Source organism: Thermoplasmata archaeon (assembly GCA_038729465.1).
In the GTDB taxonomy this organism is placed as follows: domain Archaea; phylum Thermoplasmatota; class Thermoplasmata; order Thermoplasmatales; family ARK-15; genus JAVRLB01.
In genome coordinates this window covers 1-14,871 of sequence record JAVYRZ010000027.1, presented here as the reverse complement: position 1 = coordinate 14,871, position 14,871 = coordinate 1, and the positions used below count along the sequence as shown (strand labels likewise).

14 protein-coding genes are annotated in these 14,871 nt (G+C 35.2%); 4 read left to right on the top strand and 10 right to left on the bottom strand.

All coding sequences use genetic code 11. The features are described 5' to 3' along the window. Positions 1 to 431: 431 nt before the first annotated feature. A complete protein-coding gene (locus QXQ25_06285; protein MEM0161309.1) occupies positions 432 to 1,019 on the top strand; it encodes a hemerythrin domain-containing protein in 588 nt (195 codons plus the stop codon). Positions 1,020 to 1,433: 414 nt separating this feature from the next. Here QXQ25_06285 and QXQ25_06280 read toward each other — a convergent pair whose 3' ends face one another. From QXQ25_06280 to QXQ25_06250, 7 genes are all read right to left on the bottom strand, one after another. Then, positions 1,434 to 2,090 carry a hypothetical protein gene (locus QXQ25_06280; GenBank protein MEM0161308.1) on the bottom strand — a complete coding sequence of 219 codons (657 nt, stop codon included), beginning with the start codon at positions 2,088 to 2,090 and terminating at the stop codon, positions 1,434 to 1,436. Positions 2,091 to 2,508: 418 nt separating this feature from the next. Next, a complete protein-coding gene (locus QXQ25_06275) occupies positions 2,509 to 3,279 on the bottom strand; it encodes an SDR family NAD(P)-dependent oxidoreductase (GenBank protein ID MEM0161307.1) in 771 nt (256 codons plus the stop codon). Positions 3,280 to 3,434: 155 nt separating this feature from the next. Next, the gene (locus tag QXQ25_06270; protein ID MEM0161306.1) at positions 3,435 to 4,268 is read right to left on the bottom strand and encodes a hypothetical protein; all 834 of its coding nucleotides are present in this window, start codon (positions 4,266 to 4,268) and stop codon (positions 3,435 to 3,437) included. Between the two features lie 22 nt (positions 4,269 to 4,290). Continuing rightward, positions 4,291 to 4,635, bottom strand: coding sequence for a hypothetical protein (locus tag QXQ25_06265; protein MEM0161305.1), 345 nt, complete (start codon positions 4,633 to 4,635; stop codon positions 4,291 to 4,293). Continuing rightward, positions 4,628 to 7,093, bottom strand: a complete 2,466-nt coding sequence (locus QXQ25_06260) for a penicillin acylase family protein (GenBank protein ID MEM0161304.1) — start codon at positions 7,091 to 7,093, stop codon at positions 4,628 to 4,630. Before QXQ25_06260 ends, QXQ25_06265 begins: the two co-directional genes overlap by 8 nt. A 36-nt stretch (positions 7,094 to 7,129) precedes the next feature. Further along, positions 7,130 to 8,305 (bottom strand): MFS transporter, encoded by a 1,176-nt coding sequence (locus QXQ25_06255; GenBank protein MEM0161303.1) that lies wholly within the window; start codon positions 8,303 to 8,305, stop codon positions 7,130 to 7,132. Positions 8,306 to 8,406: 101 nt separating this feature from the next. Then, positions 8,407 to 9,342 (bottom strand): phosphotransferase, encoded by a 936-nt coding sequence (locus QXQ25_06250; GenBank protein ID MEM0161302.1) that lies wholly within the window; start codon positions 9,340 to 9,342, stop codon positions 8,407 to 8,409. A gap of 101 nt (positions 9,343 to 9,443) precedes the next feature. Here QXQ25_06250 and QXQ25_06245 point away from each other — a divergent pair, with 101 nt between their 5' ends. Further along, complete coding sequence (locus QXQ25_06245) at positions 9,444 to 10,565, top strand: MFS transporter (GenBank protein ID MEM0161301.1); 1,122 nt, start codon at positions 9,444 to 9,446, stop codon at positions 10,563 to 10,565. A 138-nt stretch (positions 10,566 to 10,703) separates the two neighbouring features. On the opposite strand, the gene QXQ25_06240 is transcribed toward QXQ25_06245, so the two are convergent. Further along, positions 10,704 to 11,057: a RidA family protein gene (locus tag QXQ25_06240; GenBank protein ID MEM0161300.1), complete on the bottom strand. Its 354-nt coding sequence runs from the start codon at positions 11,055 to 11,057 to the stop codon at positions 10,704 to 10,706. Between the two features lie 251 nt (positions 11,058 to 11,308). On the opposite strand from QXQ25_06240, the gene QXQ25_06235 reads away from it, so the two are divergent. Both QXQ25_06235 and QXQ25_06230 read left to right on the top strand, forming a co-directional pair. Next, positions 11,309 to 12,256 carry a zinc ribbon domain-containing protein gene (locus QXQ25_06235; protein ID MEM0161299.1) on the top strand — a complete coding sequence of 316 codons (948 nt, stop codon included), beginning with the start codon at positions 11,309 to 11,311 and terminating at the stop codon, positions 12,254 to 12,256. 116 nt (positions 12,257 to 12,372) lie between these two features. Further along, on the top strand, positions 12,373 to 12,657 hold the full coding sequence (locus tag QXQ25_06230; GenBank protein ID MEM0161298.1) for a ferritin: 285 nt from the start codon (positions 12,373 to 12,375) through the stop codon (positions 12,655 to 12,657). Positions 12,658 to 12,877: 220 nt separating this feature from the next. Here QXQ25_06230 and QXQ25_06225 read toward each other — a convergent pair whose 3' ends face one another. Then, positions 12,878 to 13,831: an alcohol dehydrogenase catalytic domain-containing protein gene (locus QXQ25_06225; GenBank protein ID MEM0161297.1), complete on the bottom strand. Its 954-nt coding sequence runs from the start codon at positions 13,829 to 13,831 to the stop codon at positions 12,878 to 12,880. A gap of 152 nt (positions 13,832 to 13,983) precedes the next feature. Then, a partial coding sequence (locus tag QXQ25_06220; protein MEM0161296.1) for an MqnA/MqnD/SBP family protein occupies positions 13,984 to 14,871 on the bottom strand: 888 nt, incomplete at its 5' end.

The following is a 14,871-nucleotide window of genomic DNA, read 5'->3' as shown; positions in this document are numbered from 1 at the left end:
AATAATGATGTTTATGTTTGAAGCTCTGTAACAGAGAATCGAGTAATCTTACAAGATAGTTTGATTTAACTGTGCTGTCAGATATGACTGTAAAGAGGTCTTTCTATAACAATGAATATTATTAGTCTGTGCATCATAAAAATTGAAAAATACACTGTTTATTGTATAAAACTTAGATCTGCATGAAAAAAAAGAAACATCTCTGAAAGAAGTATCTATTCACGTGAGCACCAATTATTGGTTCATTCCAAAACTGTTGATAATAAGCAGGATATCTAAGTATCAGTAAGGTTTATACTTATGAAATACATGACTATCTCAAATTCCGCTGTAATATATGTAACAGTGATCACTGCATAAATTAGAATTTTGCGTGTTCACTGGCAAATGTGACGGAATTGATTGAAAAAATAGTTAGATAACAGGAAAAAATGGTGATTAATTTGGATGAACTGGATCGTTTAGCAAATGAGCATGAACTTTTTGAAAAAGCACTTTTTTCAATAAATTGCAATATAACTAAAAATTTTTCCAGTAGAAGTATAGACCGATCAAAGATTGCAGAACTTCTTACATTCTTATCACATTTTTCGATAGACGTTCATTTTGAGAGAGAAGAAGACATATTATTTCCTTTACTTGAGCGGTTTGAGAAAAAAACAGGATTTGCTAAATCAAAGGCACCAATAAACAATTTAGTGGAAGGGCATAGAAATATGACAGATATTATAAATGAAAGCATCTCATATTTAGAAAACGATAAAATTGATATGCTTTCAAAGTCTATAACAGATCTGTCTGAGATTGTAACTGCTCATGCAACGCTTGAATATGTGATATTTTTTCCAATAATTCAAAATCGGTTCATGAGTCTTGAACAAGATAACCTTAAAATAGTATTAGAAAGATTTTTCGAATCTAAAAATAGTATCTATCCTTATTCTGCAAGTATTGCAAAAGCTGAAATTTTAACTAAGTCTTTATGCAAAAAGAAATATACGCATAAAAATGCATTCTGATCTGTGGCTAATATAACTGCTTGATGCGAACTTTACTACTCATTGTCAGAAGTAAATTGATTTTAACTTTATAACCGAGCAAGATCTCAAACTTTATTTTTTTACCTATAAGCTTGAGATTATAGTGCCTTAAAACTACTGGATTTTAGGAAATCATTAATATAATATCACCTAATCAATATTTTATTGCTAAATTTTTTGGAAGCTCATGTCTAAAACCATAACGAGCTCCTAAAAAGGTTCTGACGATAGAATTTATGGCTCAAAAATTAATTTAAGAGATATGAGTAGACTCTACCTTATTTCTTATACTTGTTCTTTTAAGATTGCCTTGCTAGGATGAATATCTCAAATTCCTTTTTATTTTAGTTCTTTCTTTATAGTCACTCTCTATTACGTTTTTTCTTTTTATTGTTAATGCACAGTAAAATAAGCGATCTGAACTGCGCCCCATTCATCTGCCGCAACTACTGTGTATATTCCCAGGCTGAAATTTTTAAATACATATTGGTTCCAGGAATAAGTCCATGAGCCATTCACATATGCTGTGCCTTGCATTTTCATGTTAATTGGTGGATTTGAGCTACCTATTAACAATGCATGATCGCTTAAAGGCAAGAATACATAGCTGCTAACAGCATATTGTACTGGACACGCATATATGCCTGGTTTATATATTAGCAATGGCTGCCCTTGAGAATATGTAGCTAAATCGTAATACCCTTCCAGCACCACAAATCCAAACGGCAAGTTTCCGGCACATGGATACATAGTCATTCTATTTTTTATACCCTGAAAATAAGGCCAGTTAGAACTTAGATTGGCGGTTAAAGAATAAGGTGCTTTATTAAAGAGGTTTACCGTAATATTTAATCCTTCATCTTTATTTAACGACGATGTAGACAGAGAAACAGATAAGTTAAGATCTTGCTCATTGTTGTATATAGGAAGAGATGATGAACGCGTAAAATATACGATTGTAGTTGTAAGCAATACTGTTACTGCTATAATCAACAGAATAGTATCCAGGATATTTATTCCCTCATCCTTTTTATCAATCTTAATTTTCATATTTTTCTCTGTTATCAATTTTTGCTTTTATATTTATAAATATATGAGCAAATATTAAGTTTTGCTATTTTTACCATGACCAAAAATTAGAGTTTAACGTTTTTTCAGGTACATGAGACGCACAGCATTTATATTAATGAGCTCAATTAATTCTAAACCATCTTTTTTCAATATTGCCAGTATCACCCAAATGCAAACGCTTTCAGAACTTACGGTTCTATACTGAATAAAAAAATATGACCCTGTCAATTTTCGTGAAAAATTTAAAAAAATTATTAGTTAATATATTTTTCTTGCTTTGATAACAATTTAAATTAAACAATTTAGGAAACTGATTTGTTTAAGTAAGTTAAAATATCATTCACATATCAACAAATAGTTGACTGTTTCTATGAAAAGAAAAAAAATAGTAAAAAATTTATTGTGCAGTATATCCGCCATCCACTACTACTTCCGAACCTGTCATAAAGGAAGAATCATCTGAAAGCAAGAACACTATGACGCTTGCTATTTCTTCAGCCTTTCCTAATCTTCCGAGCGGGTGTAGCTTCTTCAAGGCTTCATAAACGGCTTCTCTGTTTCCCATACTTTGTGCAAAGCTTGAAACCATTGGAGTGTCTATAAATCCTGGATGTACTGAATTAACTCTAATATTATACTTTGCATAAAACAGCGCATCGGTCTTTGTCATTAACCTCAATGCTCCTTTGGATGCATGATAAGGTGGTGCATCCTGCGCTCCTACCAGGCCATATATCGATGAAAGATTAACAATGCTTCCAAAGTGGTTCTTGATCATATAAGGCACTGCATATTTTGTGCATAAAAATACGCCATTTATATTAATATTTATAACTTTGTTCCATTCTTCCAACGTAATTTCATGGGTAGGTTTGCTCACACCTGCAATACCCGCATTGTTAACTAAGCCATATATATCTCCCAGCTCTTTTCCTATTTTATCAAAAACTGCTTTAACCTGTGTTTCATTTGAAACATCAAGGAAATAAAATTTTGCTTTTCCTCCTGATCTGGTAATTTCATCAATGGTTTTTTTGCTTTCTACTTCATTTATGTCACATACGGCTACAACCGCACCTTCCTTGGCAGCAGTTACTGCTGTTGCTTTGCCTATACCCATTGCAGCTCCTGTAACCACTACAACCCTTCCACTTAATTTCCCATTCATAAATACCACCTATTTATACTACATGGCTTTTCAATATTTAAAAGTATCGAAAATTGCAATAAATATAACTAAAATCAATTTATTTTACTGAATAAAAATTTTTTATTTTACTTTTAGTTTATTTTAATATATAATACGATAATATAAGACGATTTTCAAATATCATAGCCAAGTCGCAAATTGTTCGGGATCGGGATATTTAAAAATGCAATTAGCTCATCAGCGCTCATGCACATTTGTTCGGTGCCGTAAAACGAACAATGTTTAAAATTCTGATCTATTATCTTAAAATTCAAGCTCTGTCCGGTCTCAGGGTCTCTAAACATGTTGATCATAGAACCTAGTTCCGCTATATTCTCGTTTGCCAGAATACGGATTTGAACATGAAATAGAGGAGATCTGAGCTTTTTCAACATCTTTTCACCGGTATCAATTTCAAGCTTTGATGCTTTTCTGTATTGTGCATTGTTGAACAACGACAGTATTTCGAATAGAACATGATCTATTTTTATGAACCTATGATGATAATATGCATCTATCACGTATTTTTTAATGATCCTTCTGTTCTTTTTGTATTTTAGTGATTTTTTCAACATTACCTGATATGATAACTCTGAGTTTAAAGACATTTGGTCTAAACGCAGTATCAGCGATGCAAGAGGATCTCTGAAATCTGAGATGTTTAGGACAAACAGAGGGTCCACTGCATATTCCAATATAATCAAGTGCTTGAATTTAGAAACTGTGATGTTTGCAGACTGATGCGTGATTGGATATATGTTTTCCAGGGCTGTCACATAAGCGTCTAGAACCCCAAGATCATCGGCACCTATGTAAATGCTGGTTTCTCTGTTTTTAAAATGCAGTTCAAACACAAAATCTTGGTCTTTTAATATGTTCGTACAATATTTCAGGTTTTTAATCAGTGTTTCGTTCCATTTAACATTTCTAATCTCATTTAATAAAAAGAGCTCGTAATAGTAATTCATCAACATCCTCTTCAAACAATCATTATGCTTTTTTAGGGCGGGTTGCTATGCCTGAAAATACTATTGCAGAAAGAGCCATGATCACCGCGTACATTATTGGAAATATGAATACTATAAGTATCTTGTTCAATCCCACAATGTTTCCTATTATTCCTGCCAGCTTAGATAGCAGGTCCAACGGATAGAGCATATAAAAAGAGATCGGGACAATCAAGCCTATCAAGAATCCTGAAATAAATGCATGTTTTACTTTCAATTTTAAAAGTGGGATCGCTGCAAATATGGCAGTCCATGCCACTGGAAAAAAGTAGATTAGAAGATATGCAAGCACTATCGAAATCGGTATTCCTAATATATTTTTATTCATAGTTCCAGACCACCCTTGTTCGTTGTTCATTCATATTATAATATTCGTGGTTCAGCCAGGTGTTAAGCTGGTTTGAAAAGTAGTAGCTTAACACGTTTTCACTGGGGCCTCCAGGAAACACGCCGTAAAACTGGTCTGTGCCAGGAGAGGCAACAGTTCTCAACGATGAGCCTACAGTTACATAAGGTTCAGGTACCTGCAAATACAAGGGTACACTGCCCACACTGACTGTATGATCATCGCCCCAAATCGGTATCGGCCCGATCGATAATGCTGTTAACTGTGTCAGACTGTAAATTTCAAGCATATGCACTTTGCCCCATGTCCATGCAGACACGTTACTGCCAAGATGCTGTTCTAAAAACAATACTGCAGCATTGAACGAAGATCTTGCCAGCATTGTGAAATTGTAGTTTAGCCATGACGAGTTGGGATCATTCTGCACCAGGTATATAAGCGTGGTGACAAACGGTGCTGGCAATCCTGCCAATCCATTTTCGTTATATGTTTTATTAAAGCTCAAATTGTACAGTTCAGATAGAAAATACCAGTACACTGTTATACCCACTTCGTCCTGGTAAGTTGTATAGTTCCAGTCTAACAGATAGTTAAACGCCACTCTCTCAGTAATGTTCATATTCATGTTCTTGATGCTTTCAATAATATATGGTGTGAGCATGCTGGCCCAGTAATCAGAAACGTTAGACTGCAACTGCATCATTTTCTGTACTGTCATTGGGGCATTAGCACTGAGATAATGGTAAATAGTCTGAGCTCTGCCGCCGGAAGCCCAGAACCCGCCAATAAAGGGATATGGATAGTTTTCTCCGACAGTAGGCTGGTTTGGTGCAAACATGAACCCGCGAGATGGGTTTTCTGCCTGAGGCAGGTACTGGAACGGTACATATCCTGCATACTGATACTGTGGCATCGAACCGTTCAGCAGAGATCTGGCGCCTACAACCTGCACATGTGCACCGTCCGGCAACGTTTCATTGATCAGCGGGTACCAGCCTGCAGTTAGTATCCCAGCATTATGAACTGATACCATTGCAAAGTTCTGGGCAGGATAACCCCAGTACCTGAGCGCGTTGATCATATCTGTATAATTCTGCGACTGATCTAACAACAGCTCTCCTACCAACACGTATGCGGGCCTGGTAATGACCCAGTTCAGACTTATTCCGTAATGAGCATTGCGTGCTAGCAAAGGACCGTTGTTAGTATAATAGATAGAATAGCTCTTTCCCAGCAGTGTATAATTTTGCACTGCCATATTGTGCCATGTGCCATTGTACAGGTACTGATCATTATTTAAAAACTCCAAGTACTCGTTGGCCGTATTGCCCTCAGGTGTGGTCAGGCCCCAAGCTGTGTATTGTGTATGCCCAATCAATATGCCAGGTATGCCTGCAAGTGCCCAGCCTGTAACATTAAAGTCTGGATCGTTCAACTGCATCGGAATCCATACTGAAGGCGCCAGCAAATTCAAGTGCGGGTCGTTGGCTAGCATCGGATATCCTGATTCAGAGTAGTTTGCAGTGACAACCCAGCTGTTACTGCCTATTGCAGAGTCTATCATCTGCGTTTCTGGCAACATATAAGGATCTGAGATGTTAGCGATGGCATCATTGATAAGTGCAGACTGTGTAGCCAGCAAAGTTGTATTAATACCTGTAGCCCACTGGTCAAACCAGTTCAAAGACCATAGATAATTAGGAGATATATTCTGTTGTGATAGGTTATAGCCATTCACAGTACCGTCACCCGGTACGTTTGTGACGTTTTGTGTATAGTAAGGATAATAGGGCCAGATCGTGGTAGTGTTCTCAAATCCGAATGCATTGTAAAACAAAGCATTTTGCAACGGCTCAGCTGCGCCGGTGGTTAGAGACCATGTCATATACTCTTCCCATACTAACGTATAAAACGGAGACCAGTAAAACGGCGTAACCCCCAAAAGTTTGAATCCCAGTGATTCTGAAGACTTGTTGATAAACGCATTGACACCATCACTGTACGCTTTTAAGTAAGAATAATACTGTGGATAATTTTGCATATAGCTCTGTTGCAGCATATACGCATTCTCTGGCAATCCGATCAATCTCATCGCCATGTCAGAGCCCAGTGCACTAGACCCTACATATTTGCTTAAGTTCCCGGATGCTGCCAAAACCTGCAGTTCCATCTGAAACAGCCGGTTGCTGGCCACATAATATCCTTGCGCATAAAATAGATCATAATTGTCTTTTGCATAAATATGTGCAACTCCAGACGCATCCATCGTAACTTTTACTGGACTAGTTAGTCCGGGCACATTTATGGTTTCAGATGTGTAATTGGCATTACCTGCAGTAGTCCATGCACCATTGCCAGGATTCAATACTGTAAAACTATCGGAGAAATAAGAAGCTACTAATATTAAAACTACAAATATGATCAACCATCTAAGCTTCATAAAGATAGATATCAAAATAGGTATTAAAATAACTTTTCATTTTTTATTGAATGATAAAAACAATTTTTTAAATAAAAAGTACGTAGGCGTAGATAGTATCATGAATACCAATCCTACAGAAAGCAATATGTTCGGAATATAAAAATATGCGACCATGACACTAAATATTGCGCCCATCAGTGGTGAAGACCCTGCAACGATCAAAGTAATGAACGCATTGACTCGTCCAATCATCTCGTTCGGTATCACTCTCATCATAAAAGCCATTAAAGGAATCATCAATAGAGATATTAAAAACCCTAAAATAAATGTAAAAATCGGGTCTAAAAGCACTGTTCTGCTCTGTGATATCCCGATTATCATCATTCCCATCAAGGCTATTAAAATGCTGATCTTCCATGGATCTTCCAGCTTGTTGGCTATCTTATTTCCAAAAATAGCACCTAAGAGTCCTCCAACCGGATAGCCTCCTAAAAACAAGGTATAATAGATAGATGTAGAATGCAATATGAAATATATTAAGCCAGAACTATAAACATCTAATGAAATAAAAAGGCCGTTTACTATAAATAATATGATCAGCAGAAATACAAACTTTTTTAAAAATTTTAATATGTCTGTATACCTGTATTTTTCGTACTTTGTTTTCGCTGAAACATAAGGTAAATTAAATATCGAACCGATTATTGAAACTATTATAAGAATGTAAAAAAATATAAATTGAGATGTTAATATTGATAACCCGCCAATCAATATACCAAAAATGCCGGATATGTTCATTGAAATCTGTGAAAATGCTGATACTTTAGGAAAATACTTTTCGTCTACAATTTCTTTCGAAATTGTAAAAAAAGCGTCAAAAGTTATTGATGCAAGCATGGAAGAGAGTATATCTATCACATAGATCCAGAGAAGGGTTTGATTAAAAAACAGTGATCCATACAAAACTATCAGCATGATGCTTGATAAAAACATTATTGTGGACCTGTTCCATCGATCTAGTATGTACCCTTCCGGTATCAATATTGCTAGATATCCTAATAGTGAAAAAGTGGGAATCATGCCCCCTAAAAAGACTGAATGGTTTTTTACAGTAATAACCCAGATAAAATATACGTAAAATACCCAGACATTGAGCCTGATAAAAAATTGCGCGATCCAGAACCTGAGAAACTTTTTGTTTTGGAATATGAATGAACTTTTCAGATCCATTAATTGCTTATATGTATATGCATATTTATTGCTTTCTTTTTATGAAAATCTTAAATATTTCGAAAAAGAAGCTTTCATTAATGATATTTTAATTTCTAGTTTTAAATATTATTTTCCCCAAAATCATGTTTTATGGTACCCAGCCCGCGATTCAATATCTCTGGATCACTGTTTCTGGATCCGTATATAACATCATACAAACCTGCTAGTGAACGGTAAAACTTCATACGCTCTACAAATTTTGCATCTATCTCTATACTATAATGATTCAATATCTTTTTTGTAACTTCTGGCCCATAATCATACAAAAGCTCTGAAAAGTCCAGTGCTGCATCTCCAATTACTGCATTTTCCCAGTCTATAACCCCGGTTATTTTTCTGGTGAGGTTGTCAAAAAGTATGTTCCAGCCTCCAAAATCGCCATGTATCAATACCGGTTTAAACTCAAAGTTTGTTTGATTGTTCAAAAACATATCAAACAGTTTCTCAATCTTCTTTTTTAGCGGTTTTTTCAAGTATGGATACACAGTATCATGCACTTCATAATAAAACATCTCAAACCTTTCTCTCCACTGCTCTCCATGCTCGTCAGGCACTCCTATACTCACAAAATCATCTGGAGACAAACTGTGCAACTTTACCAATATTCTAGAAAGCTGGGCTATTATCTTGTATTTGGCCTTGATCTCGCTCAGAGGTATGCCAATGTTCAATCCTGCATAAGTTTGATTGCTCAGTGGACTGCCAAGAATCTTTCTGTATCCTGCCACAAGCTTTGAATCTTTATATTTTTTTGTAAATTCATATCTGGGAACTGATACTCTCAGATGCTTTGACAGAAAATCAGATACTACTATTTCTCGCTCTAACAAAGTTTGATTTTTAGCTGTTTTCGGAATTTTGAATATTAAATTGTCGTTTATCTCAAGCACATAACTGTTCCAGCTCCACGCATATAACCTGTAGCTCTCAATGCTCAGTTCAGGATAGGTATGATTTATTATATCCAATAACAAAGCTTCTTTATACTCATTCATTTAATACCATTAAACTTCCATAGTGTATAAAAATATATCTTTCTTAATTATTAGCCATAAGCTCTCTAATTTTATATATTCAATAAGCGTTCATGAAATAAATGAAAGACAATAAAATTATATTGTTATTCTTGATCTCTACGCTTGCACAGTTTCCGCTTGCTACTATGCGTTTTATACTGCCTATTTACGCAAAAAACGTGGGTGCAAGCATATTTACGCTCGGAATCATGGGCTCTGCATACGGACTTGTTTATATTGTCTTAGCCTCATATTTTGGCAGGATATCTGATAGAGTGGGTCAGAAGAGCTTGATGGTCTCAGGGTTGTTGTTATATGCAGCAGTAATATCAATTTACTTTTTTATTAAGATCCCAGACTATTTCATTCTCGGAAGAGCTATGGAGGCAGTAGCAATGGCAATGGTGTGGCCTTCTATGGAAGCATATGCTCACGGTATCAATGCCCGCAACAGAGAAACTTCATTACTCGTATACACGTTTTCCTGGAGCATTGCCGCCACTGTGGCACCTTACTTTGCAGCATTTATGATTCAGGATCTCTATTATTTGCCGCTTGCCATAGCTATGATACTTTCTGTTTTCGGTGCCTTGACAACATTGAAAATACCGGCAAGGATCCAGAGTACAGAGTTTATAGACACTTTGAAATATAACACTTTTTTTGATCTTGCACTGCCCATTTTCATATACGGGTTTGTGTCTGCTATAGTATCCTCATTTTATCCCGTCTTTGGAAAAGTTATAATGCTTGGAATAAGCAATACAGGGCTGATAATGTCTATATCCAGTGCATTCTTGATCCTAGCATTTTTTATATCATGGGCGCTTACTAAAAAAATGAATATCCGGATCCTTAGCTTGACTGGATTAATATTGCAGGTGTTTATTCTCTTTTTATATCTTTACCACTCATTCTGGGTGCAGTTGCTTATCATGGCGATGATAGGGTTTGGGCAGGGATTTATCTACTTTAATGTATTGTTAAGCGTTTACAGATCATTCAATGCTCGTGTTGCCTCTAAAACAGGAATATTCGAGTCTTCAATCGGTGCTGGATTTGTGGCAGGACCTATTATTGCTGGAATTCCGACAGCATTAGGATATGCGTTTCCATGGATCGTAGCTGCGGCAGGTGCGTTTATTATAGCTGTTATTTATCTTTTTGCGTTTTTGAAAGTTGTTAACAAAAATAATAAATAATCTAATGACATACTTTCTAATGAGATGATGAAAAGAGGGTCTACTGATCTATAATGATGAGCCCTATGAGTTCTGATCAAATTTCTAATTTTTCTGTACCAGATCTTGAGATTTGCAAAAACCAGCTTTTAGTGCTTGTTAATCTACTGTACTGATCACGTCTAATTCAACTAGCACTTTATCATTTGCAAATCCTGTTACTACCGTAGTTCTGGCTGGATATTTATCTTTGAAGTAAGAACTGTATATACTGTTCATTTCCTGGAAGTATTTAGCGTTAGATAGATACACAGTCACTTTCAGCACTTTTTCAAGGTTGCTGTTTGATTTTTCAAGTATTGTTTTTATTTTGCTCATCGCATTGTTAAACTGTGTCTTAAAATCTGCACCATCTCCTGTCTGGCCAGACAGAAAAACTAGATTATTTGATTTTACAGCCAATGAATAAGGGCCAAGCTTACTGATTCCTTCAACCTCTACAATATCTTTCATAATTCTCATAATACATCAAAATATATTAAATGATTCTATGAAATTTACTAAATTTATCAACTTTAAATTAACTTGTTTTCGATTTATTAATATTTCTGCATTTTTGTCTGATAAATTTCAGGCTTTTATATCCTTTATTATTTTATATTTTTGTGAACAAAAAATTTTAAGAGACTTTTCAGAAAAGATATCTGAAAACATCAATATTTAAATATTATTAATTTATATATAATCTATTGAGGTGATTTATAGTGTCAAAATTTTGTACTCGATGCGGTACTGAAAACACAGACGATGCGATTTTTTGCAAAGCTTGTGGCGCACCTTTAGAACCGGCAAAACAGCCATCTCCTCCACCGCAACAATATGCACCACCAGTTTCTGGACAGCCTATGTACCAGCCTAGCCCTGACATGATGCTCTATTCAAATCTTAAGAGCTTGAGAAGCGCATTTTTTTGGATGTTTTTAGGGATAATACTGTCTATAATACCGATAGTAGATTTTGTAGGTGTAATAATACTGTTTATAGGATTTATTCTCCTGATCTTAGGATTTGGAAAAGTTGCAAATACAAGCTTAGCACATGCTGCAGAATACAGATCTACAAAAAATTGGCTTTTGATGTCACTCATAGTAGGCATTGTTGCAGGAATTGTTATTGCAATCATTATGATAGCAAGTTTAATAACATCCACAGTATCTGTGTCTGGATCTACGATCACATCTACACACACATTATTCACAATAGGATGGCTTATTGTAGCTGTTGCTATTTTATCAATAGCGTATTTTGTAATTTACATAATCACATATTTAAAACTTGTATCTTCTCTTAAATCTCTTAGTGCGGACCTATCCGTACAAAGTCTTAATAAAGCTGGCAATTATCTGTTTTATGCATTGATAATAAGCATTATCGGCTATATACTCATTCCAGTATTTTTTTATCTTGACGTTTTTATTTCGTCAAAAACAGCTTCCTCCACATCTATATACTCTATACTCAGTATATTAGCATTGCCTTTGATCGTAATGATAGTAGCATATATACTGGAAATATTATCGTTCTATAATGCCTATACCGGTATCGATGAGTTTCTTAACAAACCGAGAGCCATATCCACACAGTCCATACAACAAAATCCTCCACAGCAACAACCTCCCCAATCGCCTGAGCCACCTAAGTTTTCATTTTAATTTTTTTAAATTTATATTTTTTCATATCATTAATATGAGAATTTGCTAATTTTCAATAGCTGATAATGGTTCAATTAGTCAATATTTTAATATAGCAGATATGTCATAGCATCATTATGCCAAGATATGAAGTTGCCGAAGATTTAAGCGATAAAATTAAGGATTTGAGCAGAGCCAGACAATCTCTAATAGAAGAACTAGAAGCCATGATGTTCTATGATGAAAGAGCCGATGCTACAAAAGATAAAGATTTGAAATATATTATGGAGCATAATAGAGATGATGAAAAAGAGCATGCAGTATTATTGCTAGAATGGTTAAGGAGAAATGATCAAGCAATAGACAAAGAGCTGAATGAAATATTGTTTTCGAAAAAACGAATCAAGGAACTTGGAGACTAACTTTCTCTAAACTTTTTTGTTTATTTTTCAGCTTATAATCTAATAAATTATATATTTTAAAGAAAGCAGTTTTCAGTATCAATTCAATGCTCTCGATTCCAGCTCCTGAGCATGAATGGATCAATCTGCAAGATCTCGCAAGTTTTTCTAACCGTGTAAAGTTTTTCCATATATAATAATAAATAATATTATTTAAACTTTTTATTTACTGTTCTAACACCTAGAATTGCAGTACAATTCTCCCCTCTTTTTCAGAATACTCATCGATTGCCTTTTTAAAATCTTCAAGTTTATAAGTTTTCCAGACTTTACTCTTAATATTATGTTTTTGCACAAACTCAATAAGTGCTTCAAGCTCTTTTTTTGTACCTCCTGTCGTTCCGATTACACTAAGCTCTCTAGTATACAATTTTGCAATATTAAAGCTCAATTCTGCACCGGTGAACGTGCCAAAAGTTACAAGCTTGCCACCTGCATTCAATGATTCAATAGACTTGTCCCAAAATTTAGAGCCCAATGAATTTAAGACCATCTCTACTTTCTCTCCGTTCCATTCTTTGATTCTATTCTCAAAAACCCATCTTTTTCGCGAAATGGCAAATACCTCTGCACCCATAGATTTTGCAATTTGAGTAGCAAAAATACCAGTGTTGCCAGAAGCACCGAAAATCAAAATCCTGTTACCTCTTTTTAACCCTGCCTTAAGCAGTGCATGATAGGGCGTTAGCCCTCCAATCGGAAGCGCTACTGCATCCAGATCATCCATGCTATCTGGTATCTTAACCAGATTTTCTTCTTTTGCTTCAAAATACTCAGCCCAGCCACCATTTGTGCCCACGCCTATAAGCTTCCCGTTTATGCATAGATGTTCTTCGCCGTTTTTGCATTTATCGCAAATACCGTCATAGATTCTTGGATAGACAATTACCCGGTCTCCTTCTTTAAATTTGGAGAACTTGCCTGAATATTTCACTTCTCCCACAAATTCAGCACCTGGAATATGAGGTATTGGGGAAATCGCATAATTTGTCTTTTTGGCAATTGTATTTATATCAATAGGATTTAATCCTGCATATTTCACTTTAACTAAAATGCCCTGCACCATGCCTATGTCTACATCTTCAACAGTGGCACTGTTTATGTCTCCAGGATTCTTGACAATGACAGCCTTCATTATTTTTGCAATGCCGTTTCTTCTATTTAATATTTTCTTGTTTTATGACCTGGTTGATAATGCATTACTGTTTGAACACATTTAAAATCTCATCGTTATAAAGTATCTCAACAACAAATTGCAAATATTAACTCAAATGCAATGCAAATATTTTATACGGGGGTTATATCAGGCAAATTTTCTATAAGCCCTCTCTTCTTCGAAATCTCGTAAACTTTTCTTATTGCATTTATTCCAGTCTCGCCCATATCATAGATTAATTTGCAACCTTCTATAAAAGATTTTAATGCTGCAGGATCTGCTCCTTTCGAAAATTGCAATGCATAGTTGAAAGCTTTTGCACTATGTGATTGTGCGTATATTATTGATTCTTGAAACGTTTTTCTTATTTCCAGTGCTTCATCATAACTGAACTTTTTTTTGTTTACTACATAAGAGCCCATCGGCATTGGCAGTCCGTTTGCTTCTTTCATCCATTCTTCAAGCACGTCTGCAACCTTTTTCAGCCCGAATTTTTCATACGCACTTGTAAGTGCTGGACCTGGAATCAATAATCCAATATCTGCCTCATCATTTAAAACAGCATCGATAATCTTATCAAATCTAAAAATTATTTCTTCTTTAGCATTGAAAAATAGGCGATAATAAAAGTAACCACTGAAAGATCTGCCAGGTATTGCGATTTTTAAATCTTTGATCTCCTCTTTTCTGTACTTTTTCTTAGACACAATAATAGCCCCAACATCCGCTCTCTGTGTACTTCCACTTCTTAATAAATAATAATCATCTGCAAGTTTCCAGAAATTTACAGCAGATACTGCACTAACATCAAGATTCTTATTTTCAAGTAGAGTTCTGTTTAATGTATCAAATTCTTCATAGCTTGGATTTATTTTTATCTTTGATTTCAACTCTCCAGACAAAAATCCATATACTAGAAAATATGCATGTACCGGGTCATAGTAGTGATATGAGTTTATAATATTTTTTGTGGGTTCCATATATACCCACCATAATTGAACAATATGATAAACTTTTCT

Bases quoted from the DNA above. Each gene is read 5' to 3' on its own strand.
- QXQ25_06285 (MEM0161309.1), top strand. From the start codon at position 432: ATGGTGATTAATTTGGATGAACTGGATCGTTTAGCAAATGAGCATGAA.
- QXQ25_06280 (MEM0161308.1), bottom strand. From the start codon at position 2,090: ATGAAAATTAAGATTGATAAAAAGGATGAGGGAATAAATATCCTGGAT.
- QXQ25_06275 (MEM0161307.1), bottom strand. From the start codon at position 3,279: ATGAATGGGAAATTAAGTGGAAGGGTTGTAGTGGTTACAGGAGCTGCA.
- QXQ25_06270 (MEM0161306.1), bottom strand. From the start codon at position 4,268: ATGAATTACTATTACGAGCTCTTTTTATTAAATGAGATTAGAAATGTT.
- QXQ25_06265 (MEM0161305.1), bottom strand. From the start codon at position 4,635: ATGAATAAAAATATATTAGGAATACCGATTTCGATAGTGCTTGCATAT.
- QXQ25_06260 (MEM0161304.1), bottom strand. From the start codon at position 7,093: ATGAAGCTTAGATGGTTGATCATATTTGTAGTTTTAATATTAGTAGCT.
- QXQ25_06255 (MEM0161303.1), bottom strand. From the start codon at position 8,305: ATGGATCTGAAAAGTTCATTCATATTCCAAAACAAAAAGTTTCTCAGG.
- QXQ25_06250 (MEM0161302.1), bottom strand. From the start codon at position 9,342: ATGAATGAGTATAAAGAAGCTTTGTTATTGGATATAATAAATCATACC.
- QXQ25_06245 (MEM0161301.1), top strand. From the start codon at position 9,444: ATGAAAGACAATAAAATTATATTGTTATTCTTGATCTCTACGCTTGCA.
- QXQ25_06240 (MEM0161300.1), bottom strand. From the start codon at position 11,057: ATGAAAGATATTGTAGAGGTTGAAGGAATCAGTAAGCTTGGCCCTTAT.
- QXQ25_06230 (MEM0161298.1), top strand. From the start codon at position 12,373: ATGCCAAGATATGAAGTTGCCGAAGATTTAAGCGATAAAATTAAGGAT.
- QXQ25_06225 (MEM0161297.1), bottom strand. From the start codon at position 13,831: ATGAAGGCTGTCATTGTCAAGAATCCTGGAGACATAAACAGTGCCACT.